General features: G+C 66.7%; 25 protein-coding genes. 7 read left to right on the forward strand and 18 right to left on the reverse strand.

Features of this window, described 5'->3' with window-relative positions:
• Positions 1-8: 8 nt before the first annotated feature.
• The 4 genes from OSB52_RS10565 to OSB52_RS10580 are packed head-to-tail and all read right to left on the reverse strand — an operon-like array spanning position 9 to position 2492.
• Entirely contained in the window at positions 9-578 is a 570-nt protein-coding gene (locus tag OSB52_RS10565; protein WP_266061601.1) for a hypothetical protein, read from the reverse strand.
• Positions 575-1234: a hypothetical protein gene (locus OSB52_RS10570; protein ID WP_235723569.1), complete on the reverse strand. Its 660-nt coding sequence runs from the start codon at positions 1232-1234 to the stop codon at positions 575-577. The genes OSB52_RS10565 and OSB52_RS10570 overlap by 4 nt, the downstream gene beginning before the upstream one ends.
• Complete coding sequence (locus OSB52_RS10575; RefSeq protein ID WP_235723568.1) at positions 1231-1791, reverse strand: hypothetical protein; 561 nt, start codon at positions 1789-1791, stop codon at positions 1231-1233. Before OSB52_RS10575 ends, OSB52_RS10570 begins: the two co-directional genes overlap by 4 nt.
• Entirely contained in the window at positions 1788-2492 is a 705-nt protein-coding gene (locus tag OSB52_RS10580; protein WP_308203666.1) for an Rv1363c family protein, read from the reverse strand. The genes OSB52_RS10575 and OSB52_RS10580 overlap by 4 nt, the downstream gene beginning before the upstream one ends.
• 59 nt (positions 2493-2551) lie before the next feature.
• Between OSB52_RS10580 and OSB52_RS10585 the strand changes: the two genes are divergently transcribed.
• A complete protein-coding gene (locus OSB52_RS10585; RefSeq protein ID WP_266061602.1) occupies positions 2552-4009 on the forward strand; it encodes an amino acid permease in 1458 nt (485 codons plus the stop codon).
• Positions 4006-4890 carry a universal stress protein gene (locus OSB52_RS10590; RefSeq protein WP_266061603.1) on the forward strand — a complete coding sequence of 295 codons (885 nt, stop codon included), beginning with the start codon at positions 4006-4008 and terminating at the stop codon, positions 4888-4890. The genes OSB52_RS10585 and OSB52_RS10590 overlap by 4 nt, the downstream gene beginning before the upstream one ends.
• Before the next feature lie 25 nt (positions 4891-4915).
• On the opposite strand, the gene OSB52_RS10595 is transcribed toward OSB52_RS10590, so the two are convergent.
• The 4 genes from OSB52_RS10595 to OSB52_RS10610 all read right to left on the reverse strand — a co-directional run bounded on the left by OSB52_RS10595 (position 4916) and on the right by OSB52_RS10610 (position 8893).
• Entirely contained in the window at positions 4916-5779 is an 864-nt protein-coding gene (locus OSB52_RS10595) for an SDR family oxidoreductase (RefSeq protein WP_266061604.1), read from the reverse strand.
• Between the two features lie 54 nt (positions 5780-5833).
• On the reverse strand, positions 5834-6433 hold the full coding sequence (locus OSB52_RS10600; RefSeq protein WP_235723564.1) for a TetR/AcrR family transcriptional regulator: 600 nt from the start codon (positions 6431-6433) through the stop codon (positions 5834-5836).
• Positions 6434-6444: 11 nt separating this feature from the next.
• Complete coding sequence (locus OSB52_RS10605; protein ID WP_266061605.1) at positions 6445-7806, reverse strand: cytochrome P450; 1362 nt, start codon at positions 7804-7806, stop codon at positions 6445-6447.
• A gap of 175 nt (positions 7807-7981) precedes the next feature.
• A complete protein-coding gene (locus OSB52_RS10610; protein ID WP_372512398.1) occupies positions 7982-8893 on the reverse strand; it encodes an o-succinylbenzoate synthase in 912 nt (303 codons plus the stop codon).
• Between the two features lie 135 nt (positions 8894-9028).
• Between OSB52_RS10610 and OSB52_RS10615 the strand changes: the two genes are divergently transcribed.
• Positions 9029-9961, forward strand: a complete 933-nt coding sequence (locus tag OSB52_RS10615) for an oxygenase MpaB family protein (RefSeq protein WP_266061607.1) — start codon at positions 9029-9031, stop codon at positions 9959-9961.
• Between the two features lie 137 nt (positions 9962-10098).
• On the opposite strand, the gene OSB52_RS10620 is transcribed toward OSB52_RS10615, so the two are convergent.
• The 3 genes from OSB52_RS10620 to OSB52_RS10630 all read right to left on the reverse strand — a co-directional run bounded on the left by OSB52_RS10620 (position 10099) and on the right by OSB52_RS10630 (position 12241).
• A complete protein-coding gene (locus OSB52_RS10620; protein WP_266061609.1) occupies positions 10099-11064 on the reverse strand; it encodes an 8-oxoguanine DNA glycosylase OGG fold protein in 966 nt (321 codons plus the stop codon).
• A 43-nt stretch (positions 11065-11107) separates the two neighbouring features.
• Positions 11108-11863, reverse strand: a complete 756-nt coding sequence (locus OSB52_RS10625) for an alpha/beta fold hydrolase (RefSeq protein ID WP_266061610.1) — start codon at positions 11861-11863, stop codon at positions 11108-11110.
• An 87-nt stretch (positions 11864-11950) separates the two neighbouring features.
• Positions 11951-12241, reverse strand: coding sequence for a hypothetical protein (locus OSB52_RS10630; RefSeq protein ID WP_266061611.1), 291 nt, complete (start codon positions 12239-12241; stop codon positions 11951-11953).
• 191 nt (positions 12242-12432) lie between these two features.
• Here OSB52_RS10630 and OSB52_RS10635 point away from each other — a divergent pair, with 191 nt between their 5' ends.
• Positions 12433-13173, forward strand: coding sequence for a M23 family metallopeptidase (locus tag OSB52_RS10635; RefSeq protein WP_266061612.1), 741 nt, complete (start codon positions 12433-12435; stop codon positions 13171-13173).
• 19 nt (positions 13174-13192) lie between these two features.
• Here OSB52_RS10635 and OSB52_RS10640 read toward each other — a convergent pair whose 3' ends face one another.
• The 7 genes from OSB52_RS10640 to OSB52_RS10670 all read right to left on the reverse strand — a co-directional run bounded on the left by OSB52_RS10640 (position 13193) and on the right by OSB52_RS10670 (position 21549).
• The gene (locus tag OSB52_RS10640) at positions 13193-14092 is read right to left on the reverse strand and encodes an alpha/beta hydrolase (RefSeq protein ID WP_372512399.1); all 900 of its coding nucleotides are present in this window, start codon (positions 14090-14092) and stop codon (positions 13193-13195) included.
• A 387-nt stretch (positions 14093-14479) separates the two neighbouring features.
• Positions 14480-15670, reverse strand: a complete 1191-nt coding sequence (gene tuf / locus OSB52_RS10645; RefSeq protein WP_266061613.1) for an elongation factor Tu — start codon at positions 15668-15670, stop codon at positions 14480-14482.
• A 115-nt stretch (positions 15671-15785) separates the two neighbouring features.
• Positions 15786-17891 (reverse strand): elongation factor G, encoded by a 2106-nt coding sequence (fusA, locus tag OSB52_RS10650; RefSeq protein WP_235723555.1) that lies wholly within the window; start codon positions 17889-17891, stop codon positions 15786-15788.
• 87 nt (positions 17892-17978) lie between these two features.
• The gene (gene rpsG, locus OSB52_RS10655; protein ID WP_160900582.1) at positions 17979-18449 is read right to left on the reverse strand and encodes a 30S ribosomal protein S7; all 471 of its coding nucleotides are present in this window, start codon (positions 18447-18449) and stop codon (positions 17979-17981) included.
• Positions 18450-18455: 6 nt separating this feature from the next.
• Entirely contained in the window at positions 18456-18827 is a 372-nt protein-coding gene (gene rpsL / locus OSB52_RS10660) for a 30S ribosomal protein S12 (RefSeq protein ID WP_007619326.1), read from the reverse strand.
• A gap of 472 nt (positions 18828-19299) precedes the next feature.
• Positions 19300-20205, reverse strand: a complete 906-nt coding sequence (locus OSB52_RS10665; protein WP_235723554.1) for an exodeoxyribonuclease III — start codon at positions 20203-20205, stop codon at positions 19300-19302.
• Between the two features lie 33 nt (positions 20206-20238).
• The gene (locus OSB52_RS10670) at positions 20239-21549 is read right to left on the reverse strand and encodes an ammonium transporter (protein WP_266061675.1); all 1311 of its coding nucleotides are present in this window, start codon (positions 21547-21549) and stop codon (positions 20239-20241) included.
• A gap of 169 nt (positions 21550-21718) precedes the next feature.
• Here OSB52_RS10670 and OSB52_RS10675 point away from each other — a divergent pair, with 169 nt between their 5' ends.
• From OSB52_RS10675 to OSB52_RS10685, 3 genes are all read left to right on the forward strand, one after another.
• Positions 21719-23362 (forward strand): sigma-54-dependent Fis family transcriptional regulator, encoded by a 1644-nt coding sequence (locus OSB52_RS10675; RefSeq protein ID WP_266061614.1) that lies wholly within the window; start codon positions 21719-21721, stop codon positions 23360-23362.
• Positions 23363-23534: 172 nt separating this feature from the next.
• Positions 23535-25031 (forward strand): aldehyde dehydrogenase family protein, encoded by a 1497-nt coding sequence (locus tag OSB52_RS10680; RefSeq protein ID WP_266061615.1) that lies wholly within the window; start codon positions 23535-23537, stop codon positions 25029-25031.
• Between the two features lie 38 nt (positions 25032-25069).
• On the forward strand, positions 25070-26182 hold the full coding sequence (locus OSB52_RS10685) for an NDMA-dependent alcohol dehydrogenase (protein WP_266061616.1): 1113 nt from the start codon (positions 25070-25072) through the stop codon (positions 26180-26182).
• Positions 26183-26199: the final 17 nt, after the last annotated feature.

Below are 26199 nucleotides of genomic sequence, written 5' to 3' on the forward strand. Positions count from 1 at the left end.
GCACTTCCTCACCGGGTGACGTCGCCGACCATTGCGAGGTCGGCAAGACGCCAATTCCCCTCGACATTACGCATAGTGGCCCATCGAGCGGTAGGGGTACGGTCGTCGTCTCGATCACCGGTATCGGTCGCTGCGGGGATACTCACCGTCTGGTCGACGAACACCAGCACCCGCGCGCGTTCGGCGGTGAACTCCTCGACCCCGGCACCCACCACCTGCGCCGACAACGTCATCCCGGCCTCGATCGCGCCAGGTAACACCACGTCGACGCCCTGCGCACGGTATGCCTCGTCGATCGGCGCGGTGAGCTGTGCGAGGACCTCGTGCCGGTCGCGCTCGGTCTCGTCCGGGGTGTAGGACAACAGTGCGGTCACCGCCGCATCGGTCGCCGTGAGCACAGCGGTACGTTGCGTGTCGTCGGGCACCGGACGCGACCGCGCGGCACCGATCAGACCCACCACCGTCACCACGACGGCCACGAACGCGATCGCCGTGGCAACGATGACGCGGCGACGTCCACGTCTGCCCAGGTGCGCGCCAGGCCGCCGCGCCGGACCGGGAGCTGCGCCGGCGGTCATGTCAGCACCGCCCGGCTGATCAGCCAGTCCTGGCCGGCTCGGATCATCGTCACCTCGATGGTGACGCGGGTGTCATCACCCTGGGCGCCGATCAATTGCGGATCGGAGGCCTCGGCCACGACAAGTGCCGCCGCCTCGGCACCCTCGGCATCCGAGTCGGGGTCGGTGATCAGCCCCGCCGACAGCACCCGCCCGGAACTGGGCTCGGCCTGCGCGGTCACCTCGGCCACCAATGAGTCGCGGGCCGCCTCGATCCGATCGCGCTGGTCGCCGGTCGTCACGGCGACGGCGCGATTCACGTAGCCGCCGGCATCGGCGGGATCGGCGGTCAGTAACGACGCGACCGAGGAACTGGCTGCCGCCAGCGCCGCGTCTGCCGCCGCCGACCGCTCGGCCGATGCATGGTTGTGCATGACCACCGCGACGAGCACCCCGCTCGCGACGATGATCACGGCACCCGCGATCGCGATGACGCCCCGGAACCACGCCGATCGACGTCGGGCCCGGGCACGCAACGCATCCGAGGCGTCGATGCGGGCACGCCGGGCCGCGCGGGTCGCCTGTTCGACGCGCCGGCGGGCATCGTCGAGGGCATGCTCTGACGCGTCGAGGGCATGATCCGGGGCGCCGGCGCCGCGAGAGTCCGACGACGTCATGACAACACCTCCATCCCGGTCAGCTGCCAGATGTCCCCGACCCGGTCGAACCGGGCCTGCACTGAACGTTTCTCGGTGATCGGTGGGGCGTCGGGGGTCGCGACGGTTTCCACGGACGCCCGGATCAGGGTGGTACCGCTGTCCGGTTCGGCATCGACCACGCCGACGACATCCGGGCGCCAGGTGACCCGCACGGCGCCGTCGGCCGGTGGCCGGGTCAACTCGGTGGCATAGCGCCGCGCGAACTCACCGCCGACGAGACCGCGCGCACGATGCCGGTCGGCCTGCCACGATGCCGTGGTCACCGAGAACACGTGAGCGACGATCTCGCCGGCGGACCGACGCAACTCGGTGCGGGCCCGGTCGGTGGCGGAGTCGATCACCGACTCCCGCCACTGCACACCCACGGCGACCACGAGTGCGGTCGCGACGACAGCGATCACCCCGCCGAACGCGACGGCGCGCCGCACGGGGATCACCCCGCGGGCAGCGCGCAGACCGCGGCCGGCACTGGCAGACACCGTTGCGTGAGCACTCTTCTCGGGTGGGGTCGTCATGGGAGGTACTGCACCGCCGCGAGTTTGAGTTCGCCATCGGCCGGTTCGACGAGGACCCGCAACCGGAACCGGCGCACCGTCTCGTCGACAGGATCGGGGTCGCCGACGGCATCGGGGTCGTCGCCCCCGGCGAAGACCACCGTCGACGCGACGAGGACAACAGCCCGATCGCCCGAACGCCGAGCCACACCTGAGCCGTCGACGATTCCACGCGCCACCGTGCCCTGCGAGGCGACGAACCGGGAGTAGGCGTCCGCGGATTGCGCGAACTGGTCCCGGAACTCGCCGGTCGCGCCGTCGATGATCCGGCGCACCTGCTCGGGGCGTCGATGATCGGGGCTCAGCAGCATTGTCACGCGGTCGACGGCGGCGCGCTGGTAGTCGGCGTCGGTGTAAGCGTCGGCGCCCCGTACCCACAGCACCGTCGAAACCACTGCAGCGACAACCGCAACAGCGGCTGCCAGCGCCACCCATCGGGGAGCGCGGGACCGGCGTCGCATCCCCGCGGCCACCTGGGCCTCGCCGAGCGCCTCGACGGCCCGTCGCAACTCACCGCGGGCAGCCCGCTCGGCCTCGATCGCCGCGTCCCGGGCCATCCAACACCCCTTTCCGCCGACCCGTTCACCGGTGTCGGCGGACTCCACCCTAGACACGCCACCGGCGACGGCATCGGCAGCGCTCGGGCGACCCGGTCTGGCCATCGGGCTGCGAGTCCGGCGAATCCGGCGCAGAATCGTCTATTACCTGCGAGGAGGCGCCGATGACGCGACCACAATCGATCACCGCCACGATATTCCGCCGCAAACCTGTGCGGGGTGCCGGGGCGCCCGGGGAGGCGACCGACGATCCGCACCTCAAACGTAGTATCGGCACGTTCCAACTGACCCTCTTCGGTGTCGGTGCGACGGTCGGCACCGGCATCTTCATCGTCGTCCCCGAGGCCATCAGCAAAGCCGGCCCGGCGGTGCTGATCGCGTTCGTGGTTGCCGGGGTCGCGGCCGGCCTCGCGGCGATCTGCTACGCCGAGATGGCTTCGGCGGTACCGGTGTCCGGGTCGAGCTATTCCTATGCGTACGCGACCCTGGGCGAGGTGGTGGCGGTCGGCATCGGCGCATGCCTGATGCTCGAGTACGGGGTGTCGGCGGCAGCCACCTCGATCGGCTGGGGTCAATATCTCAACGAGCTGCTCGACAACCTGTTCGGCTGGCATATCCCCGATGCCCTCAACGCCGCGCCCTGGGGCGTCGATGATCCCGGAATCGTGAACCTGCCGTCGGTGATCCTCGTCGTCCTGTGCGGTCTGCTACTCATTCGCGGCGCCAGCGAGTCCGCGATCGTCAACACGGTGATGGTGTTGATCAAACTCGGTGTGCTGCTGCTGTTCGCGGCAGTTTGCCTCACCGCGTTCACCTCCAGCCACTTCACGCCGTTCATGCCCGAGGGGATGGCCGGGGTGACGTCGGCAGCCGCGGTCATCTTCTTCACCTTCATCGGCCTCGACGCGGTATCCACGGCCGGCGACGAGGTGCGCAACCCGCAGCAGGCCATGCCACGGGCCATCATCGGCGCCCTCCTGGTGGTCACCGGCATCTATCTGCTCACCGCCGTGGCGTCGATCGGCGCACAGGCCTGGACCGATTTCGATCCCGACGACAGCGCCAGCCTGTCGGTGCTGGCCAACTCGGTAACCGGTTCCACCTGGGTCGGCACCATCATCGCGGCGGGTGCGGTCATCTCCATCTTCTCGGTGACGTTGGTGGTGATCTACGGCCAGACGCGCATTCTGTTCGCGATGGGACGAGATGGCCTGCTGCCATCCGCCTTCGCCAAGGTCAGTTCGACAACGATGGTGCCGGTGAACAACACGGTGGTGGTATGCGCGGTGATCGCCGTGCTCGGCGGCTTCGTCCCGATCGACAAGCTGTGGGATCTGGTCTCGGTCGGCACGCTGGCGGCATTCATCGTGGTGTCGATCGGCGTGATCATCCTGCGCCGCACCATGACCGACCTGCCACGACCGTTCCGTGTGCCCGGCTACCCGGTGACGCCGGTGCTGTCGGTGGCGGCCTGTGTGTGGATTCTGAGTGGTCTGGCGCCGGTCACCTTCGCCTTCTTCGGCGCGTGGGTCGCCGCGGCCCTGCTGTTCTACGCCCTGTGGGGACGCCGCCACAGCAAGCTGAACGCGACGACACCGAACTCGGACGGGGCTCACACATGACGATCCTGGTGGGCTACGTCCAGGGCGAGGGCGGCCTGGGCGGGCTGCAACTCGGCGCGATGGCCGCCGAATCGTTGCACACCGACCTCGTGGTGGCCACGGTCGTCCCCAAGCCCTGGACCACGCCGTCGATGGCGAAGGTCGATGCCGAGTTCGCCTCGTGGACCGACGAAGTCGCGGCCACGGCGGAGGCGGAGGTCGCCGAGTACATGACCATCTATCCGCCCGAGCTGAGCTGGCGCTTCACCCGACTCGATCATCGAACGGTGGCATCGGCACTCATCGAGCACGCCCGCGCCCTCGACGCCGATGCGATCGCGATCAGCTCGACCGGTGACGGTCAGCTGGGTCAGATCGTGCTCGGCTCGACCGCCGACACGCTGATGCATCGCTCGCCGGTACCGGTGGGCATCAGTCCGCGCGGTTACCGGTCGCCCAAGGACGGCCTGCTCACCCGGGTCACCGCGGCGATCAGCGGATCGGGACCCGAATCGCGGTCGGTCATTGCCCGCGCCCGGGGCCTCTGCGATCGGATGGATGCGCCACTGCGGGTGGTGTCGTTTGCGGTGCGCGGCGGGGCGATGTACCCGCCGCTGGTCGGCCTGAGCACGGAGGACGACGTGCTCTCCCAATGGCAGGCACAATCCGCCGAGTCACACCGGATGCTGCTCGATGACGGCGTGATCGCCCCCGGCACCGACTGTGTGGTGGCCGCCGGCCGCGGCTACCGGGAGGCGTTCGACTCGATCGAGTGGATCGGTGGCGAGGTGCTGTTCCTCGGCAGCGCCCGCGACGGCGTACTCGCGCAGGTGTTCCTCGGATCACGGGCCAGCAAACTGATCCGTCACTCGCCGGTACCGGTGCTGATCCTGCCACGCTGATACCCGTCGGATCGAGCGCGCCGCGCTATCGCGAACCGATCCGTTTCGAGTAGGCGGCGCGCTGCTCGTGGTCATAGTCGAGGAACATGCTGTCCAGCTTGGTCATCCGCCGCGATGCCCGCTTCATCCGTTGCGGGAACAGGGCATTGGCATGCGTCCACGCCATCGATCGCGGAGCCGTCAAGCGAACCCGCGGACGAGCGATGATGGCGAGCACCTGGGCCGCCACGTCTTCGGGTTCGATCGCGCGGACCATCGAATTGGTGTGCAGCCCGGAGATCAGACCTGTGCGCGTGAATGTCGGCAACACGGTGCTGACCCGCACGCCGGTCTTCTCGAGTTCGGCGTCAACGGCCTCGGAGAACTCGATGACGGCCGCCTTGGCGCCGTTGTAGATGGTCAGTCCGGGCGTGGGCAGCCGTCCGGCGACCGAGGCGATGTTGACGATCTGGCCGCGACCCCGGGCCACCATGCGACGAGCGGCCAGTTGGGTACCGGTGATCACGCCGATCACGTCGATGTCGTAGGTGCGGCGGATCAACGCCTCGTCGTAGGACAGGAAGTCACCGACCGGCATGATGCCCGCGTTGTTGATCAGCACGTCGATCGGCCCGACCGCGGACTCCACCGCGTCGAGGAACTCCTCGAACGAGGACCGGTCGGTCACGTCGACACCGAATCCCTCCACGCCGAGATCGGCGGCGGCCTTGCCCACCGCGTCGTCGTCGATGTCACCGAGCGCGACCACCGCACCCGCCTCGAACAACTGTGTCGCGGTCTCGAAGCCGATACCGCGCGCACCACCGGTGATCGCGATCACCTTGCCGCGCAGCGCATCACGAACTTCTCCGTGATCCGGCCCGCGGCGCAGCAGATCTCGAACGGCCATCAGAATCCCTCCATCAGCAGACCCCGACCACGGGTTCGTGGTCGCGGATGGGTATCACCAGATCATCGGCGCGAGGTACTTGGCAGCGAGTTCGCGCACCGCGTCGGGCTGTTGTTTGCGCTCGTCGGTCGCAGGCACCTCCAGAAAGGAGATGACCAGGCGGACATGCAATTCCACGGCTTGACGCAGGTCGTCGTCGGGCATTGTCGCCCCCGACTCCCGCAGTGTGGTTGCGACCCGGTCGGTGACCATGTCGATGAACAACGACGTCACCGCCGACGTGATCGGTCGCATCTCCGCGTCGGTCAGCACCAGCCGTCGCATCAACGGATCCTCGGAGATCATCACCGCACCTTCGGCGAAGGCCTCCACCACCGCTTCGGCCGGACCGAGGCCCACAACCGCCGCCATCAGACGTTGCATACCGCGCTCGTACAGGTCGTTGGCGACCGCGAGCAGCAGCGCTTCCTTGTTGGGAAACCGGCGGTAGAGGGTGCTACGGCTGACGCCGGCCTGCGCGGCCACCTCGTCCATGTTCGCGCGGCGCACTCCGACGTCGGTGAACTCGACCTCCGCGGCCGCCAGGATCGCTTGTTCCTGGTCCTCGGGGCTCGCCGTGTTGCGGGCCTTGCGCGGCGCTTTGGTCTGCGACATCCGCCCGGGGCTCATCGGCGTCGGAGGTCGACGGGCAGTTTGTCCTTCGGGACCGGCAACGCGCTGTAGTCCATCGGGATCTGGTAGCCCTCGGGCACCGACCATTCGTAATTGCGCAGCAGGTGATGCAGGATCGTCTTGATCTCCATCTGGCCAAAATACAGCCCGATGCACTTGTGCACGCCGCCACCGAACGGGGTCCAGGCCATGCGATGGCCCTTGTCCTCTTTGCGCTCTGCGCTGAAGCGCTCGGGATCGAACATGTCGGGGTTGGTGAAGAACTCCGGATCACGGTGATTGGTCATCTGCGGCACGGTGACCATCGAGCCCTTGGGCACGAAGAATCCCTGCACCGAGGTGTCCTTGACCGCCATCCGTGGCTGCGCCGGCACCGGCGGACACATCCGCAGCGACTCCTTGAGCACCAGATCGAGAACCGAGAGCTTTCCGAGATCGTCGTAGCCGAGCTCCGGGTTGAGCTCCAGCGACTGTTCACGTGCCCGGCGTTGCCATTCAGGCGACTTCGCCATCCGATACGCCATCTGGGTCATCGTGATCGTCGACGTGTCGTGGGCGGCCATCAGCACGAAGATCATGTGGTTGACGACATCGGCGTCGGTGAACTGCTCCCCCTCATCGCCTTCGACGTGACACAGCACGGAGAACAGGTCGGGGGTCTCACGAGCCCGCTTGGCCGCGATGTTGTCGTAGAAGAACTCCTCGAGCACCCGGCGTCCGCGCAATCCCTTCCACCACCGGCCACCGGGCACCGGCTTGCGGACGTAGGCGACACCGGCGCGCACGGTGTCGATGAACGCCTTGTTGATCTTGTCCGCCTGGTCCTTCGGCAGTTCCAGCCCGAGGAACACCTCGAGCGCGACGTCGAGGGTCAGCGATTTGAACTGCTCGAACATCTTCACGTTGCCGGTGGGGAGGTCGGCGACCCGCTCGGCGATCATCGGCTGCATCTCCTGCATGTAGCCCTTGAGTGCCGACGGGGTGAAGGCCTGCTGCAGGATGTGGCGGTGATGACGGTGCTCGTCGAAATCGAGGAGCATGATGCCGCGGTTGAAGAACGGGCCGATGAAGTAACTCCACGCAGGGCCATTGGCGAAAGCCTTGTCGCGGTTCATCAGGATTTCGTCGGCGGCGCGGGGTCCGGCAGCGATCACCATCTTGACGCCGAGCGCATTGAGTCCGGAGACCTGACCGAGACGGGCGAGGCGTTCGTCGCCAAAGGCGAACGGGTCGCGACGCATCGCCATCATCTCCAGGACACCGTTGCGTTGCGCGCAGGGCACCTCGAGCAGATCACTGCCCGCAGGCGCCGCGGCGAACACCGTGGACTTGGCTGCCGTACCCGTCGAGACCATTGCCATTCTCCTCATTCCCCGAAACATCACCATCGATGCTCTGCACCGCGGCGCACAGCTGTGAGCCGCATCGCATGGAACTCTATTGGAACAGAAAACGCAAAATGTTTCTAGGGGTTCCGGCCCGGGACACCGATGGTGCCGGTGAGGACATACGCGCATGCCCTCACGACGTTCAGCAGCCAGATCGGGACGCCAGGATCGCGTGGCATCGCCCGAGGCGTTCCCGCCACCAACGATCGCGGTCGGCCGGGGCGCGCACCGCGGCCGGCAAGACCAGGTCCTCACGCAACCACCGTGGCAGCACAGCCCCTTCGGACGGCACAAACGGCTCCGCAACATCGCTGGTGAAGAGCGTTCCGGTGGCCAGCCCACACGCGTGGTCCAGGGTCGGCAGCGCCGCCGCGGCGGCGACCCCGGCCGCCATCCCGACCGCCGAGTCCAACGCCGAGGACACCACCACGGGTAGGCCGATCGATTCGGCCAGAGACAGCGTCGCGCGCATGCCGCCGAGCGGGGCGACCTTGACGACCGCGATATCGGCTGCGTCGGCGGCCACCACGCGATAGGGGTCGTCGGCCTTGCGAATCGACTCGTCGGCGGCGATCGGGACGTCGACCGCGCGACGTACCGCGGCCAGTTCCGGCACCGTCGCGCACGGCTGCTCGACGTACTCCACCTCGCCGATGGTCCGGATCGCGGCAATGGCCTCGTCCACCGACCACCCGCCGTTGGCATCGACGCGCACCGAGCCGACGATCTCGCGCGCGGCCGCAACCCGGGCCACGTCGTCGTCCAGACTCTGTCCGTGTTCGGCCACCTTTACCTTCGCCGTCGCGGCACCCGGGTACCGCGACAGGACCTCGGCGACCTGGTCGGCGGGGACCGCGGGCACCGTCGCATTGATCGGCACCCGATCGCGGCGCGGTGCGGGTGGACCGAGATGGGCAGCCTCGATACCGGCTGCCAACCAGTTCGCGGCCTCGTGGTCGCCGTACTCGGTGAACGGCCCGAATTCGCCCCACCCGGCGGGCCCACGGAACACCATCAGCTCGCGCTCGGTGATCCCGCGGAAACGGGTCCGCATCGGCAGGCGGATGACGTGGGCGTCGGCCAGCAGGACGCCGAGCTCGGGCGGGTCAGCCACGAATTCCATCTCCCTACGGGGTTCGCGTTGAAACAAATCTTCCATTCCGTTCCAACCTGGGTTAGTGTTCGTGTCATGTCAGTCAACCAGGACTACGAGCGCGCAATCCGCGAAGCCGAGCCGGTCATCGCCGCCGACGACCCGGACTCTGCCCTGCCATCGCCACGACTGGGCGCGGATTCGCTGATCTGGAAGTTCTACGGAGACAGCCGCGGCGTTCTCGGGTTCCAGCGGCTGGCCGGTACCGAGAACTGCATCGAGCAGCTCGGCCAGGCCGTGCTCGACCATTCGGTCATCTTCGACGACTTCCTCGGCCGGGCCAAGCGCACCGGCCCCCCGGTGATGAAGACCGTGTACAGCACCGAGCCGCAGAAGTGGGGGCGCACAGTCCGCGACTTCCATCGCAACATCAAGGGTGAGATCAGCGACGGCTCGCGCTATCACGCCCTGAACCCGGAACTGTTCTACTGGGCACATGCGACGTTCGTCGACCAGGTCCTCTACATCACCGACACCTTCATCCGCCGGCTGAGCTACGCCGAGAAGGTACAGATCTTCGAGGAAAGCAAGGTCTGGTACGAGCTCTACGGGGTCAGCGCGCGCAGTCAACCGCAGACCTACGAGGAATTCCTCGCGTACTGGGACGACATGCTCAGCCGGTTCATCCCGCACAAGACGGTCGTCTACGCGACGGGCTACATCCGGCAGGGGCTCCCCCGGCCGAAGAAGGTTCCGGCACCGGTGTGGAATGTCGTCTCCGCACCACTGAACGCCTTCCTGCGCACCGTCATCGTCGGCACCCTTCCGCAACAGATGCGTGACGTCTGCGGCCTCGAGTGGAACGACAAGCGCGAGCGCAACTTCCAACGCTTCGCGCGGATCATGCGGACCCTGAACCCGGTGTTCAACCGTCTGCCGCTGCGGTGGCTCTACGTGCCGTGGGCCTACCGCGCGTGGCGGGAGGTCGGCGTGGACCCGCGACCACTGCACAACACGCCGGCCGCCTGAAAGGCACCGACGTCTCCTCGCCCGGGGACCACCGCCGGTCGACCGGGCGCCGCTCCGGCGTTTGACTGGGCGCCGTTTTCGGTCGACTGGGCGCCGTTTTCGGTCGACTGGGCACGAGAACCTGGTCTTGTGGGTCATCATCCCGCGCGGTAGCGACTGTCGTAGCGATACGAGTCCTCGTCGACGTATGTCTCCCGCGGGGGCCGGACGCGTGGCGAGGCGCCCAGATCCCCGTCGAGCGCTTTGCTGATGATGGGTCCGATCCTGGCGAAATCTGCAGCGGCCGTGGACATCGGATAGGCATCGGCGATCAACGCCATCCAGTGGTGGATCTGACGCAGGTCGTCGGCGGCCAGCGGACCGTTGACCCAGTTGTCGGACTGCCAGGTCTCCCGCTGCCAGGCCTGCCACGGGTAGTCGGCGTCAGCGGGTGGTGACACCGAGTAGAGCCCGCGGACGATCACGTCGTTGCGGTCGGCGCCACACTCGACTCGCCAGCGGGACACCAGTTCGGTGTAGGCGGCGTAGTCCTGCGAATTCCAATTGGTGGCCGAGAACCTTTTCCATCCGGCACGTCGGACGGTGCGCGCGATCTTTCCGTCGAGTACCTGACTGGGATGGCGGGGAGCGCCGGCGCCGGCAAAGTAGAGGAACCAGGTGAATCCGGTTGGGCCGAGGCGATCGATCTCCTGGCTTCCGCGATCCGGTTTGAGCAGATCAAAGGCCACCGCCGGGTCCTCCCGACCCGCCTGCGCGGCCTCCTGCAGGAGGCCGCCGATCCGCTGACGATCTGTCGCCACGGCGACCATGCGTCGTTTGTTCTCGTTCCATCGTCGACCATGGCAGAAGGCAATGGTGTTCCACAGCAGGTTGATGGCGCCCTCGGGTGATGCCAACGCGGCCTCGGCGAGCCCGAACAGCTGTGTGCGCGAGATGGTGTCACCGATCAGCGCTCCGGGTAACCCATGCTCGGCAAGTTGATCCGACCACCAGGGGCGGTCAATCACCACGGAGTCGGCGAGGAGCTCCGCGCCGCGGTCGCCGGCGGCAAGCCATTCGGTGAGGACGGTTGGCGGGTGGACGGCTTTGGATGTCATGTTCATTGGACGCAGCCGAGGGCCGACCGGTTCCGTCGAATTGCCCCGATTAGTGTTGCCGTAGGAATCCCCCAGCAGCAGAAGCAAATTCGGCCGGTTTGTCGCGGTGTATGCTGTGGCCCGCATCGATCGCGACGAACCGCGCATCCGGCAGCGCCTCGCTGAGGGTGCGCAGATGACGTGACGGCAAGAAGCTCCGCGCGCCACCGGAGATGATCAGGGTGGAAGCGGCGACGACGCCCAACCGTGCCCACCACTGAGGGTCGGCGGTCTCGAACTGTGGCGCCACCTCCTCGCCCACCCGCCGATCGAACCGGATCAGTGGCCACGGGTTACGCACCGCGGCACCGATGCCACGTACCCGTTCACCGAGCGTCGCCGCGACGACAATGCCCTCGTCCACATGCGCCTGATCGCGCGGCATCGGCGGTATCTCCTCGAGGACGAGGCGGCGGACGCGTCCGGGTGCCTCCATCGCCAAGCGGAGCGCGGTGTGCGCGCCCAGCGAATGTGCGACGATGTCTGCCACCCCGATGTCGAGCTCGTCGAGCACAAAATGAAGGTCGTCGCGGAAGTCGTTGAGCAGATATGTCTGCGCGTGACCGCTGCGACCGTGTCCGCGCAGGTCGACCGAGATCACCCGCCGACCCTCGCGACGGAGCGCAGCCGCGAACCCACGCCACGTCGTGTGATCGCCGGCCATGCCATGCACCAGCAGCACTGGCGGGCGGCGCTCGTCGTCACCGGACACCCGAACCGCCAGGGCCAGGTCGCCGGTCGAGCTCGATCGATGCAGCACACGCACCCTTGTCTCCTACGCCAGTCGACGGACGGACCGCAAGTTCGGGTGTGCCTCTGTCAGCATCACGACGAGCAACAGAACACTGCGACGTCAGTCTTCGCCTCCCGGTCGCGCGACGTCGGCCTCCCACCTCCGCCGGCGTTCGTCCTCGGTCTGCTCCCACCACGGCGTACCACGCTCCCCCAACGCAACCTTCGCCGCCTGCACACCCCGCCGAGACTCGGGCGCGCCCCTCGTACGTCTCACCTCGCGACGCCATGCCATCAGGATCGACTGCAACTCAGACCGCCGCTCCTCGGGGATCAGCGGATCGGTCGCGCGCCACTTCCGACCGTCGACGATGACATGCCGGCCGTCTGGCGTTCGTTCTGGATCGGCCACGAGTTCCACTGTGCCACGGAGATGTTCGGCGGGCGTGACCTACCTCTCCCACACCGTCTGACCAGTGCTTTCTGGCACGCGATGGCTCACCTCTCAGGCTCTGCTTATGTCCATATGGGTAACCTCGCCGTGTCCTTGCCGATACCGAAACGTTATTCAAACCGAGACTGACAACCGAGACGGACGACGCTGTGCCTCACCACCGCCTGAACCCCCACACCTCGACGCGGCCCACCACCCGCGCACTCCTCGACGCACCATCGCGAACCCGGCCACCCGGTCGGCATCGGGCAACCCCGCAGTCCCGCACCCGGACGACCCTCCGAACCGGCGCGCTCGCGGCATTCGTCGGTGCCGTCGGGCTGACGGCCGGCACCGCAGCACAGGCACATGCGCAGCCCGCTCCCCAGCCGCAGATCCCGACGAAGATCGCGCTGCCCGACGACGTCAAGCTACCGGCCGGACTGGTACTGCCGCCTGAGATCGACGACCTCGCCCACGATGTCCTGCCCCCGTCGGCGTTCGCCCCCGGCACGCCAGGCATCAAGAGCGCAGTTAAGCCGGTCAGCGGCACCGTGACCTCCGGTTACGGCCCCCGATGGGGCACCCACCACAACGGAGTCGACATCGCCAACATGGTCGGAACACCCATCTACGCCGTCACCGACGGCGTGGTCCTCGAGTCCGGCCCGGCCTCCGGGTTCGGGCAGTGGGTTCGCGTGAAGCAGGACGACGGCACCATCGGCGTCTTCGGTCACGTCGATCAGAGCTTCGTTCATCCCGGCCAGAAGGTACGCGCCGGTCAGAAGATCGCGACCGTCGGCAACCGCGGCCAATCCACCGGCCCCCACCTGCACTATGAGGTCTGGGATGCCAACGGCACAAAGATCAACCCGCAGGTCTGGCTCAACAAGCGCGGTGTCCATCCGTGACGGTCGACTGTCAACCTGATCAGTCGCGGAACCACCCACTGCGCTTGGCCGTGAACACCATGTCCTGCCAATAGCCCCACTGGTGGGTACCGACCGCCGGGAAGTCGGTGCTGATGCGGATGCCCTGGACAGCGGCCGCCACCTCGAACGTACGGGTCTGCGCAAGCGAGACGACCTCGAGCGGTGTGCCCTTGACCGACCCGATGGCGTCGGTGTTGTACTTGCCCCATAGCCCCGATGCCGCGCCGACCCGTATGCGCATACCCCGCATACGTTGCAGTTGTGCCACGGAGTCATTGGCGATCCAGCGCGCATCCCAGGGCGGACCCCACATGGCGTCGGCGCTGAACGGCCCCACGCCGGCCGCCAATCCCGCATCGATCAGGGCCAACCGAACGGCTGTGCGCATGGTCGGCGCCGACGGGTTGAGGAACCCGGACATCGAGAAGACATGCGAGATCCGCTTGCGGTGGTAGGCGCCGAAGATCATGGCGGCGTTGCCGCCCATGGAGATTCCCATCATCGCGTACTTGGCGCGGGGACCCACGGCCAACCCGCGGGCATCGAGCTCGCGGATGATGGTGTTCAGCCGACACGTCCAGCGATAGCGGTATTTCACCTTGCTTCGCGGGCTCGCGGCGTTCCAGTCGGTGTAGAAGCTCGCGAGACCACCGACCGGCTCCACGACGTTGACGCCCGTGTTGGCTATTCGTTGGATGTTCGTCTCATGCCGCCAACCGCTGATGTCGCCGGTCGCGCGCAGCCCGTCGAGGGCGATGACGGTCTTGTAGTTGCCCCACCGCGTCCACATGTCGACCGGGGTGGCCGGCATGCCGCACCCCGAGACATAGAACCGCCCGAAGGACGCCGCATTTGCGCTCCCGGCCTCCAAGGAGCCGAACCCGACGATGGTGGCCATGACGAGCAGACAGACGAGTAATCGACGCCTCTTCGCCAGACGGCGTGGGCGCATGGAGAGTACCGGCACCGCAGAACCGTAATCCGTTGCGCGACTGGGTCGCCACAGCTGTGACCAGAGCAGCGACAGACCGAAACCGGCCTGTTACCAAAGTGGCGCATGTTGCTGGAGTGACTACAGGACGCAGGTTCTCTCGATGCCGCAGGTCACCTCGGAGAACGCGGCTGGTCGACGACTCGCGTGACCCGAACCGACCCGCGCGATCGAAGAGAACCCGCGCGAACCCGGCCGACCCGCGCCGGCGGGCGGACATGCGAAAGGCGCCCGGCCACTCTCGTGACCGGGCGCCTTCTCGACTCAGTGAGTCAGATCGTCAGGAGGAGAACCTCACTTGTTGATCTTCGTGACTCGACCCGCACCGACGGTGCGGCCACCCTCACGGATGGCGAAACGCAGGCCCTCGTCCATGGCGACCGGCTGGATGAGCTTGACGCTCATCTCGGTGTTGTCGCCCGGCATGACCATCTCGGTGCCCTCGGGGAGGGTCACGACGCCGGTCACGTCGGTGGTACGGAAGTAGAACTGCGGACGGTAGTTGTTGAAGAACGGGGTGTGACGACCACCCTCGTCCTTGCTCAGGATGTAGGCCTGGCCCTCGAACTCCGTGTGCGGAGTCGTGGTGCCCGGCTTCACGATGACCTGACCGCGCTCGACGTCCTCACGCTTGAGGCCGCGCAGCAGCAGACCGGCGTTGTCGCCCGCCTGTGCCGAGTCGAGCAGCTTGTGGAACATCTCGATACCGGTGACGGTGGTCTTGGTGGACTTGTCACGGATGCCGACGATCTCGACTTCCTCGTTCACGTTGACCTCGCCGCGCTCCACACGACCGGTGACCACGGTGCCGCGGCCGGTGATGGTGAAGACGTCCTCGACGGGCATCAGGAACGGCTTGTCGGTCTCGCGGACCGGGTCCGGGATGGACTCGTCGACGGCCGACATGAGCTCCTCAACCGACTTGACCCACTGGGCGTCGCCCTCGAGCGCCTTGAGCGCCGAGACCTTCACGACCGGTGCTTCCTCGTCGAACTCCTGGGCGGCCAGCAGTTCGCGGACCTCCATCTCGACGAGTTCGATGATCTCGTCGTCGTCGACCATGTCGGCCTTGTTCAGGGCGACCAGGATGTAGGGCACACCGACCTGGCGGGCCAGCAGCACGTGCTCACGGGTCTGCGGCATCGGGCCGTCAGTGGCGGCGACCACGAGGATCGCGCCGTCCATCTGAGCGGCACCGGTGATCATGTTCTTGATGTAGTCAGCGTGACCGGGGGCGTCAACGTGTGCGTAGTGACGCTTGTCGGTCTCGTACTCCACGTGCGAGATGTTGATCGTGATACCACGAGCCTTCTCTTCCGGAGCCTTGTCGATCTGATCGAACGCAAAGCTCTGGTTGAGCTCCGGGAACTTGTCGTGCAGCACCTTGGTGATGGCCGCGGTCAGCGTGGTCTTGCCGTGGTCGACGTGACCGATGGTGCCGATGTTCACGTGCGGCTTGGTCCGCTCGAACTTCGCCTTCGCCACTTTGTTTGTCCTCCTGGACTGTTGTTGTCCTGCTGGGCGGATCCCAGCAGGAGTTCTTCACTTACGTTGTGCGCCCGCTTGTGGGCCAGCGCGTTTCGCGATGGGTCGCGACGAATTACTCGCCGGTCGCCTTCGCAATGATTTCCTTCGACACGTTCGACGGAACCTCCGCGTACGAGTCGAACACCATGGAGTAGTTTGCCCGGCCCTGGGTCTTCGACCGAAGGTCTCCGATGTAGCCGAACATCTCCGACAGCGGCACCTGTGCCTTCACGACACGCGCACCGCTGCGCTCCTCCATGGCCTGGATCTGGCCACGGCGGGAGTTCAAATCGCCGATCACGTCGCCCATGTAGTCCTCGGGCGTGGTGACCTCGACAGCCATGATCGGCTCGAGGATCACCGGACCGGCCAGCTTGGCAGCTTCCTTCAGAACCTGCTGACCAGCGATCTTGAAGGCCATTTCCGACGAGTCGACGTCGTGATACTGGCCATCGAGCAGGGTGGCCTTGATGTTGACCAGCGGGTATCCCGCCAGCACGCCGTACTGCATGGCGTCCTGGATGCCGGCGTCCACCGACGGGATGTACTCGCGGGGCACGCGGCCACCGGTGACGGCGTTGTCGAACTCGTAGGTCGCGCCGTCCTCGGCGTCGACCAGCGGCTCGAGCTTGACGATCACCTTCGCGAACTGGCCGGAACCACCGGTCTGCTTCTTGTGGGTGTACTCGTGCTTGTCGACCGCCTTGCGAATGGTCTCGCGGTAGGCGACCTGCGGCTTGCCGACGTTGGCCTCGACCTTGAACTCACGCCGCATACGGTCGACCAGGATGTCGAGGTGGAGTTCGCCCATACCGCCGATGACGGTCTGGCCGGTCTCGTCGTCGAGCTGGACGGTGAACGTCGGGTCCTCTTCGGCGAGCTTCTGGATCGCGGTACCGAGCTTCTCCTGGTCGGACTTGGTCTTCGGCTCGATGGAGACGTTGATGACCGGGTCCGGGAAGCTCATCGACTCAAGCACGATCGGAGCGTTCGGATCGCACAGGGTGTCACCGGTGGTGGTGTCCTTGAGACCGATCATCGCGTAGATGTGGCCCGCGGTGGCATCCTCGACCGGGTTCTCCTTGTTGGCATGCATCTGGAAGAGCTTGCCGATGCGTTCCTTCTTGCCCTTGGTCGCGTTGAGGACCTGGGTGCCCGCGTTGATGCGGCCCGAGTAGACACGCACGAAGGTCAGCTTGCCGAAGAACGGGTGCGCCGCGATCTTGAACGCCAGGGCCGAGAACGGCTCGTCCGACGACGGCTTACGCGACATCTCCTCTTCCTCGTTGCCGACGGCGTGACCCTCGACCGAGGGGACGTCGAGCGGCGACGGGAGGTAGTCGATGACCGCGTCCAGCATCGGCTGGACACCCTTGTTCTTGAACGCGGAGCCGCAGATCACCGGGTAGTACTCACGCGCGATGGTGAGCTTACGGATGGCGCCCTTGATCTCCTCGACGGAGAGCTCTTCGCCACCGAAGTACTTCTCCAGCAACGCTTCGTCGGACTCGGCGACGGTCTCGAGCAGCTTCTCGCGGTACTCGGCGGCCTGGTCGGCCAGATCCGCGGGGATCTCCTCGATGGTCGGCTCGGCGCCGATCTCGACGGTGCCGCGCCAGGTGATCGCCTTCTGCTCGATCAGGTCGACGACGCCGTCGAAGGAGTCCTCGGCACCGATCGGCAGCTGCAGCACGAGCGGCTTGGCACCGAGGCGCTCCTCGATCGTGCGCACGGTGAAGAAGAAGTCCGCACCGAGCTTGTCCATCTTGTTGACGAAGCAGATGCGCGGGACCTCGTACTTCTCCGCCTGCCGCCAGACCTGCTCGGACTGCGGCTCGACGCCCTCTTTGCCGTCGAACACGGCTACGGCGCCATCGAGCACACGCAGGCTGCGCTCCACCTCGACGGTGAAGTCGACGTGCCCGGGGGTGTCGATGATGTTGATCTGGTTCTTGTTCCAGAAACAGGTGACGGCCGCGGAGGTGATGGTGATACCCCGCTCCTTCTCCTGCTCCATCCAGTCGGTGGTCGAGGCACCGTCGTGGGTCTCACCGATCTTGTAGTTCACACCGGTGTAGAAGAGGATTCGCTCGGTTGCGGTGGTCTTGCCGGCATCGATGTGGGCCATGATGCCGATGTTGCGAACCTTTTTGAGGTCGCTGAGCACTTCCTGTGCCACGTGGTTTCCCTTCGGGAATTGTGGTTGATCTTCAGGGTTGTCGCTCCGCCCGACGCGATCATGATCGCGGCCGGGCGGAGCAGGTTGTCACCAGCGGTAGTGCGCGAACGCCCGGTTGGCCTCGGCCATCTTGTGGGTGTCCTCACGACGCTTGACCGAAGCGCCGAGACCGTTGGAGGCGTCGAGCAGCTCGTTGGCCAGACGCTCGACCATCGTCTTCTCACGACGCTGACGGCTGAAGGTCACCAACCAGCGCAAGGCGAGGGTGTTGGCGCGGTTCGGCTTCACCTCGACCGGCACCTGGTAGGTGGCACCACCGACGCGGCGGCTCTTCACCTCAAGGGTCGGCTTGACGTTGTCGAGGGCACGCTTGAGCGTGATGACCGGATCGGTGCCGGTCTTCTCGCGGGCCTGCTCGAGAGCCTGGTAGACGATGCGCTCGGCGGTCGACTTCTTGCCGTCGAGCAGGATCTTGTTGACGAGCTGGGTGACCAACGGCGAGCCATAGACGGGGTCGCTGATCAGCGGGCGCTTGGGTGCGGGTCCTTTACGTGGCATGACTTATCAGTTCCCCTTCTTCGCGCCGTAGCGGCTGCGGGCCTGCTTGCGGTCCTTGACACCCTGGGTGTCGAGCGAGCCGCGGATGACCTTGTAGCGCACACCGGGCAGGTCCTTCACACGACCGCCGCGGACGAGCACCATCGAGTGCTCCTGCAGGTTGTGGCCCTCACCCGGGATGTAAGCGGTGACCTCGACGGAGCTGGTCAGGCGCACACGGGCGACCTTGCGCAGCGCGGAGTTCGGCTTCTTCGGGGTGGTGGTGTAGACGCGGGTGCACACGCCACGACGCTGCGGGCTCCCCTTGAGGGCCGCGGTCTTGGTCTTGGCAGCCTTGTCGTGACGGCCCTTGCGGACCAGCTGATTGATGGTTGGCACTAGGTGTTCTTTCCTTTGTCGGCAGTGATCGCCGGTCACCGGGTTCGATGTCCGACATCCTGTGTAGTTGTCTCGCTGCGGTTGGTGCTCCGGGCAAGCGTCGACAACCGTTTCCGATTGCGATGCTTCCACAACTCGCCCCACCAGCACGTACGCGCTGGTCAGTACAATTTTGCTACCCCGGGGTCGGGCGTGTCATACGCTCGACGACGGTTTCGCCTGTCAGTCCACCTGCCCCGGGTGTCCCCGGGCATGCGGACTGGCCCAGCATGAGCCGGGCACCGGCGATCCACTCTACCGATGCAGTTTGCACAGGTCAAAAAACTGTGCAAGCCGTCGAACAGATCATCGCCGGGAAGTGAACGGGCGGTGATCGGGCCGTGCTCGGTTCCTGCCCCGGGTATCGCCATCTCCCCCGAAAACAGGCAGAGAATCTGCGACTTCCAGAAGGAAGAACTCGCAGTTCATAGGGCTATTCGCCCGGCTCGACGGACTGCGGGAGCCGCACCGCCCCACCGCCGCGCTTCGCCGGATTCGACGGTGGCGGCACCACCGGCCCGATGTCACCGTCCGGGGCGGTGTCGAGATCAACCATCACCGGCGCGTGATCGCTCGGTTTGGAGCCCTTTCGGGCCTGTCGGTCGATCCAGGCCGCCGCCACCCGCCGCGCGATCGGCGCACCCGCCAGGATGAGGTCGATGCGCATACCGAGGTCCTTGTGGAACATCCCGGCCCGGTAGTCCCAGTAGCTGAAGACGCGGTCGTCGGGCCAGCGGTCACGAACCACGTCGTGCAGCCCCAACGCGGTCAACGCCGACAGGGCGTCCCGTTCGGGGTCGGTGACGTGGGTGTGCCCGACGTAGGCGGCCGGGTCGAAGAGGTCGGCGTCGGCGGGCGCGATGTTCATGTCGCCGCACAACATCGTGTTCGCCGCGGCGTCGTCGCCGTCACCGGCTGCCACCGCATCGCGCAACCGCGCCAGCCAGTCCAGTTTGTAGTGGTAGTGGTCGGAATCCGGGGTACGCCCGTTGGGCACGTACAACGAGTAGATGCGCACTCCCCCGCACACCGCCGACACCGCGCGGGCCTCGGTGGGTGAATCCGGCTCGGGATAGCCGGGCACGTTCTCGAATCCGCCGCGGACGTCCTCGAGACCGACCTTCGACAGCAGCGCCACCCCGTTCCATTGTCCTTGTCCTACATGGGCGATCTCGTAGCCGCGCTCGGCCAGGTCCGCGCCGAGAGTCTCGTGGAAGGCGTCGTCGGAGAGCTTGGTCTCCTGCAGGCAGACGACGTCGGGTGCGCGCTGATCGAGCCACGGCAACAACCGCGGAATCCGCTGCTTGACCGAATTCACATTCCAGGTCGCGACACGCATGGGCTCCACGGTAGCCGGGCCGGTTTCACCACCTCACGTGCCGACGTCGACGCGTCCGCCACGCGGTGTGTGGAAGTCGTAGGCCGATTCGGCATGCTGGGCGTCGTCGATGCCGTCGAGTTCATGTTGCGGGTCCGCGCGCAGGCCGAGCGTGTATTTCAGTGCCAGCCCGATCACCGCGGTCACTGCCAACGCATACGCCAACACCACCACGACGGCGACGGCCTGACGCCAGAGCTGATCGAGGCCGCCACCGTAGAGCAGACCGTCGACGCCGGCCGGTGTCGACGAACTGGCGACCAGCCCCACCATCAGCATCCCGACCACGCCGCTGACGAAGTGCACACCGACCACGTCGAGCGAGTCGTCGTAGCCCCAGCGGAATTTCAGCTCGATCGCGTAGGAGGCGAACGCCCCGGCCACCGCACCCACCGCGAGCGCACCGATCGGGGTGACCGACGAACACGACGGCGTGATGGCCACCAGTCCGGCGACGACGCCGGAGGCGGCGCCGAACGACGTGGGCCGACCGTGGCGGACCCGTTCGACGATCAGCCACGCCACCATCGACGTCGCGCCGGCACCGAGGGTGTTGGCGGTGATCAGCGCGGCCGAGCCGTTGGCCGCCAGCGTCGATCCCGCGTTGAAGCCAAACCACCCGAACCAGAGCAGTCCGGCGCCGAGCATGACGAACGGCAGATTGTGCGGGCGCATCGGATCCCGTGGCCAGCCCGCACGCCGCCCCAGCAGCAGTGCGATCACCAGCGCCGATGCGCCCGAGTTGATCTCGACGACGGTTCCGCCGGCGAAGTCGATCGCATGCAGATGGGTGGCGATCCAGCCGCCGCGCTCGGCGGTCAGGCCCGGGGCGCTGAACACCCAGTGCGCAACCGGGACATAGACGAGCAGGCACCACAATCCGGCGAAGATCAGCCAGGACGTGAACTTCATCCGATCGGCGACCGCGCCGGCGACGAGCGCGACGGTGACCATCGCGAAGCCCGCCTGGAAGGCCACGAACAGTACGGCCGGGATAGTCCCCACCAGCGGCATACCAGCGCTGTCGGCGCCACCGGAACCGAAATGGCCGAAGAGGTCTCGTAGGCCGGCGAAGGTGATCGGGTTGCCGATCACGCCACCGTGGTCCGGCCCGAAGGCCATCGAGTAGCCCACCGCCACCCACACGATCCACACGATGGGCACCGCCGAGAAGCACATCATCATCATGTTGAGCACGCTCTTGGAACGCACCATGCCGCCGTAGAACAGACCGAGGGCCGGAGTCATCGACAAAACGAGCGCAAAGGCCGCCAACAGCCAGGCGGTGTCGGCCGCGTCGGGCATGCCGGTGGTGGGGAACGTGTTCACGGCGAACACCATACGATTCGGGACGCGGGTCCTGACCAGCACGTTCGCGCTGTGCCCGATTCGTCCGATCACCACGCATCGGCGTCAACCGAGGACCGGCCGACAACGGCGGCGGCTTTCCTCCGCGCGCCATCTGTGCCATTTTGTGACTATCGACACACTGCAGAAGCACCCCGACGGACCCCCGGTACGAGCTGTCATCGACCACTCGTGGCGGCGCTCCGCGTTGTGGGGTGTGCGCCCTGACGACCCGACGCCAACCGTGCTGGTGGACACCGCGAGCGCCGATCCGCTGCTGGACGCGGCACGGCCGGTCCTCGACGACGCGGCCGCGCGTCTGGCCGACACCAACATGTCGCTGCTGTTGGTCGATCACGAGTGCCGCATGGTCTCGCGAGTCGCGTTCGGCAGTGCCATCGAACGCACGCTCGACGACCTCGGCGCCGCACCCGGGATGCCGTTCGGGGAGGAGATCGTCGGCACCACCGCGCTGGGCACTCCTGCCGAGATCCGCGGTGGGATCGCGGTCAACAGCAGTGAGCACTATCTCGAACGGTTCAAGTCGATCAGTTGCTTCGGTCAGCCGATCGTCCATCCGGCCACCCGACGACTGGCCGGCATCATCTGTATGTCGGAGACGGCCGAGCACATCAACCCTCTGGCCGTGCCTTTCGTCAACGGCATCGTCGCCGACATCGCCGACCGCCTGCTGGACCGTTCGCGCGCCCACCAGCGTCGGGTTCTCGATGCGTTCCAGCGCGCCGCGCCACGACGCGACATCGCGGTCGCCGCGATCGGCGACGACCTGCAACTGACCAACGCGCCGGCCGCCGAGCTGCTCTCACCCGCCGACATCGGGGCCCTGCGGGTACTCGCCACCGAGCCGACGCTGCGCGCGATGGTGGTCCCGTTGACGTTGGTGTCCGGTATCGAGGTCGAGGTCGGGGTGGAACCGGTCGCCGGGGTCGGCGGCGCGGCATTGTTCCGGTTCCGCCCGGCCGCGCACACCTCGCCGAGACCCGCTGCGGCGACCCGCACCGCACCGGTGGCCGCGACCACCATCGCGGTCACCGGTGAGCCCGGCACCGGCCGCACCACCGAGGCGCACGCGCTCGCCGCCGACCACGGGTCCGGACCGACCCTGACGGTCGACGTCGCCGAGGATCTGATCTGCGGCCGCGACCCCGACATCGTCGGTTCGATCGCGCGGGCCCGATCCGGACGGGTACCGCTCATCGTCGACGGCGTGGACCTGCTCGACGATCGTTCGATCACGCTGCTCACCAAGGCGGCGGCGTCGTGGTCGGGGTGCCCGCTCATCGTGGTGAGCGCCCCGCGCGAGCACGTCACCGCCGGCGTGGCCGCATTGATCGGCAGGTGCGGGCGCCGCATCGATCTGTCTCCGCTCCGGCAGCGCAGTTCTGATCTGGCCGCCACCGCCAGCGCGGTCCTGCAGCGCCTGGCCCCGGGGATGCGACTGTCCGGCAACGCAACCGACGCCCTGCTGTGTCAGGACTGGCCCGGCAACATTGCCGAGTTGGATGCGGTGCTGCGTCAGGCCGCGCAGTCGTGTGCGGCCCGGGCGGCGCGCATCGTCGAGCCCGCCGACCTCCCGCCCACCTACCGCACCACCAGTCGGGCCGCGCATCTGTCCGGGCGCGAGCAGGCCGAGCGGGTCGCGATCGTCGATGCGCTCGACCACGCCGGCGGCAACAAGGTGCATGCCGCACGCGAACTCGGGATCAGCCGCACCACGTTGTACGCCCGGATGCGTGCGCTCGGGATCTGAGTCACCCGGAAATTCTCTGACCGTGCGGCCGCCGGGACCGGATTAGACGCGGTGTTCAACGCACTGTTCAGTTTCTGGACAGCGCACTCCCGGCCGATGGTGGCAGAAATGAAGCAGGTCACAACTATGACCCAGATCACTTCAGATCTCGCCACCTGACCAGGAGGTTTTCATGACCGCCGTCGCCACCGACCTGCATGCGCGGGTCCGCGACTTCATCGCCACCGACCGTCCGATGTTGATCGGCGGTGAGTGGGTGTCGGCCGCTTCGGGCCGCACCTTCGAGACGATCGACCCGGCCACCGCACGCCCGATCACCTCGGTCGCCCACGGCGAGGCCGTCGACGTCGACCGCGCGGTGCGGGCCGCGCGACAGGCCTTCGACGACGGCCCGTGGTCGCGGATGAAGCCCAACGAGCGTGAGCGGCTGCTGTGGCGGGTAGGCGACCTGCTGACCGAGCGCGCCGCCGAGTTCGGACAACTCGAGGCACTCGACAACGGCAAGGCCGCCACCATCGCGACCGCGGTGGACATGAACTGGTCGGCCGACATCTTCCGGTACAACGCCGGATTGGCCACCAAGATCACCGGCTCCACCGTCGACGTCTCGATGCCGTTCGTGCCCGGCGGCGAGTTCCACGCCTACACCCTGCGCGAGCCGGTCGGCGTGTGCGGGCTCATCGTGCCGTGGAACTTCCCGCTCCTGATGGCCGCGTTCAAGCTCGCCCCCGCCCTCGCCGCGGGCAACACGGTGATCCTCAAGCCGGCCGAGCAGACCCCGCTGACGGCATTGCTGCTCGGCGAGATCTTCCAGGAAGCCGGGTTCCCGCCCGGTGTGGTCAACATCGTCACCGGCTTCGGTGATGCCGGTGCGGCCCTGGCCGCCCACGACGACGTCGACAAGATCGCGTTCACCGGTTCCACCGAGGTCGGCAAGAAGATCGTCGAGGCGGCCAAGGGCAATCTGAAGAAGGTGTCGCTGGAGCTCGGCGGCAAGAGCCCGAACATCGTGTTCGCCGACGCCGATTTCGACAAGGCGGTCGCCGGATCGGTGGCGGCATGGATGTTCAACCACGGCCAGTGCTGTGTGGCCGGCACCCGATTGTTCGTCGAGCGCCCCATCTTCGACGACTTCACCGCCGCGGTCGCCGAGGCGGCGTCGCAGGCGAAGATCGGACCGGGCCTGGATCCCGCCACCGAACTCGGCCCGTTGGTCAGCCAGGAACAGTTCGACCGGGTCTCGGGCTATCTGTCCGCCGGCCTCGCCGACGGCGCGCGCGCATTGACCGGTGGAAAGCGTTGGGGCGAGGAGGGATTCTTCATCGAACCGACCGTATTCGTCGACGTCGAGCCGCACTTCTCGATCGTGTCCGAGGAGATCTTCGGCCCGGTCGTGGCGGCTTTGCCCTTCGACGCCGACACCGGTGTGGCCGCGGCCGCCAACGACTCGATCTACGGTCTGGCCGCCGGTATCTGGACCACAGATCTGTCCAAGGCACACAAGACCGCACGCGCGATCAAGGCCGGTTCGGTGTGGGTCAACCAATACAACGGATTCGACACCGCAATGCCGTTCGGGGGCTACAAACAAAGTGGGTGGGGTCGCGAACTCGGTTCGTCCGCGATCGACCTCTACACGCAGACCAAAGCGGTCAACGTCGCACTCTGATCACCTTCCCTCACCCTTTCGCAAAGGAGCGAACGATCATGAAAACCAAAGCCGCCATCCTCACCGGCGTCGGAAAGCCCTTCGAGCTCACCGAACTCACCCTCGATCCGCCCCGCGACGGCGAGGTGCTGATCAAGTACACCGCCGCCGGCCTGTGCCATTCCGATCTGCACCTGACCGACGGCGACCTGCCGCCGCGCTTCCCCATCGTCGGCGGCCACGAGGGTGCCGGGATCATCGAGGAGATCGGTCCCGGCGTCACCAAGGTCAAACCGGGCGACCACGTGGTGTGCAGCTTCATCCCGAACTGCGGCACCTGCCGATACTGTTCCACCGGTCGACAGTCGTTGTGTGACATGGGGGCCACGATCCTCGAGGGCTCGATGCCCGACGGGTCGTTCCGCTTCCATGACGGTGACACCGACTTCGGTGCGATGTGCATGTTGGGCACCTTCTCCGAGCGGGCCACCATCAGCCAGCACTCGGTGGTCAAGGTCGACGACTGGCTGCCGCTGGACAAGGCAGTGCTGGTGGGTTGCGGTGTGCCGACCGGCTGGGGTTCGGCCGTCTACACTGGCAATGTCCGCGCCGGCGACATCGTGGTGATCTACGGCATCGGCGGTATCGGCATCAACTCGGTGCAGGGCGCTGTGCACGCCGGGGCGAAGGCGGTGATCGTGGTCGACCCGATCGCCTTCAAACGCGACACGGCGATCAAGTTCGGCGCCACCCACGCGTTCGCCAGTGCCGCCGAGGCGCAGGAGACCATCACCGAGATCAGCTGGGGTCAGGGCGCCGACTGCGCCATCGTCACCGTCGGCACCGTCGACGAAGACGTGGTGTCGGCGGCCATCGGCGGCGTCGGCAAGGGTGGTTCGGTGATCCTCACCGGCTTGTCGAGCCCGGAGAAGTTCACCGTGCACTGGCCGGGCATCGACCTGACGCTGAACGAGAAGTCCATCAAGGGCAGTCTGTTCGGGTCGGCCAACCCGCAGTACGACATCGTCCGATTGCTGCGGCTCTACGACGCCGGCCAACTCAAGCTCGACGAACTGGTCACCACCACCTACAGCCTGGACCAGGTGAACGAGGGCTACCAGGATCTGCGTGACGGCAAGAACATTCGCGGTGTGATCATCCACGACAACTGACAGCCGCTCCGACCCCG

Source organism: Gordonia aquimaris (assembly GCF_026262595.1).
GTDB lineage: Bacteria > Actinomycetota > Actinomycetes > Mycobacteriales > Mycobacteriaceae > Gordonia > Gordonia tangerina.

Coding starts and splice junctions, on each gene's coding strand:
- OSB52_RS10565 (WP_266061601.1), bottom strand. CDS start 578: ATGACCGCCGGCGCAGCTCCCGGTCCGGCGCGGCGGCCTGGCGCGCAC.
- OSB52_RS10570 (WP_235723569.1), bottom strand. CDS start 1,234: ATGACGTCGTCGGACTCTCGCGGCGCCGGCGCCCCGGATCATGCCCTC.
- OSB52_RS10575 (WP_235723568.1), bottom strand. CDS start 1,791: ATGACGACCCCACCCGAGAAGAGTGCTCACGCAACGGTGTCTGCCAGT.
- OSB52_RS10580 (WP_308203666.1), bottom strand. CDS start 2,492: ATGGCCAGACCGGGTCGCCCGAGCGCTGCCGATGCCGTCGCCGGTGGC.
- OSB52_RS10585 (WP_266061602.1), top strand. CDS start 2,552: ATGACGCGACCACAATCGATCACCGCCACGATATTCCGCCGCAAACCT.
- OSB52_RS10590 (WP_266061603.1), top strand. CDS start 4,006: ATGACGATCCTGGTGGGCTACGTCCAGGGCGAGGGCGGCCTGGGCGGG.
- OSB52_RS10595 (WP_266061604.1), bottom strand. CDS start 5,779: ATGGCCGTTCGAGATCTGCTGCGCCGCGGGCCGGATCACGGAGAAGTT.
- OSB52_RS10600 (WP_235723564.1), bottom strand. CDS start 6,433: ATGTCGCAGACCAAAGCGCCGCGCAAGGCCCGCAACACGGCGAGCCCC.
- OSB52_RS10605 (WP_266061605.1), bottom strand. CDS start 7,806: ATGGTCTCGACGGGTACGGCAGCCAAGTCCACGGTGTTCGCCGCGGCG.
- OSB52_RS10610 (WP_372512398.1), bottom strand. CDS start 8,893: ATGCGGACCCGTTTCCGCGGGATCACCGAGCGCGAGCTGATGGTGTTC.
- OSB52_RS10615 (WP_266061607.1), top strand. CDS start 9,029: ATGTCAGTCAACCAGGACTACGAGCGCGCAATCCGCGAAGCCGAGCCG.
- OSB52_RS10620 (WP_266061609.1), bottom strand. CDS start 11,064: ATGAACATGACATCCAAAGCCGTCCACCCGCCAACCGTCCTCACCGAA.
- OSB52_RS10640 (WP_372512399.1), bottom strand. CDS start 14,092: ATGGCCACCATCGTCGGGTTCGGCTCCTTGGAGGCCGGGAGCGCAAAT.
- rpsG (WP_160900582.1), bottom strand. CDS start 18,449: ATGCCACGTAAAGGACCCGCACCCAAGCGCCCGCTGATCAGCGACCCC.
- OSB52_RS10665 (WP_235723554.1), bottom strand. CDS start 20,205: ATGCGTGTCGCGACCTGGAATGTGAATTCGGTCAAGCAGCGGATTCCG.
- OSB52_RS10670 (WP_266061675.1), bottom strand. CDS start 21,549: ATGCCCGACGCGGCCGACACCGCCTGGCTGTTGGCGGCCTTTGCGCTC.
- OSB52_RS10680 (WP_266061615.1), top strand. CDS start 23,535: ATGACCGCCGTCGCCACCGACCTGCATGCGCGGGTCCGCGACTTCATC.
- OSB52_RS10685 (WP_266061616.1), top strand. CDS start 25,070: ATGAAAACCAAAGCCGCCATCCTCACCGGCGTCGGAAAGCCCTTCGAG.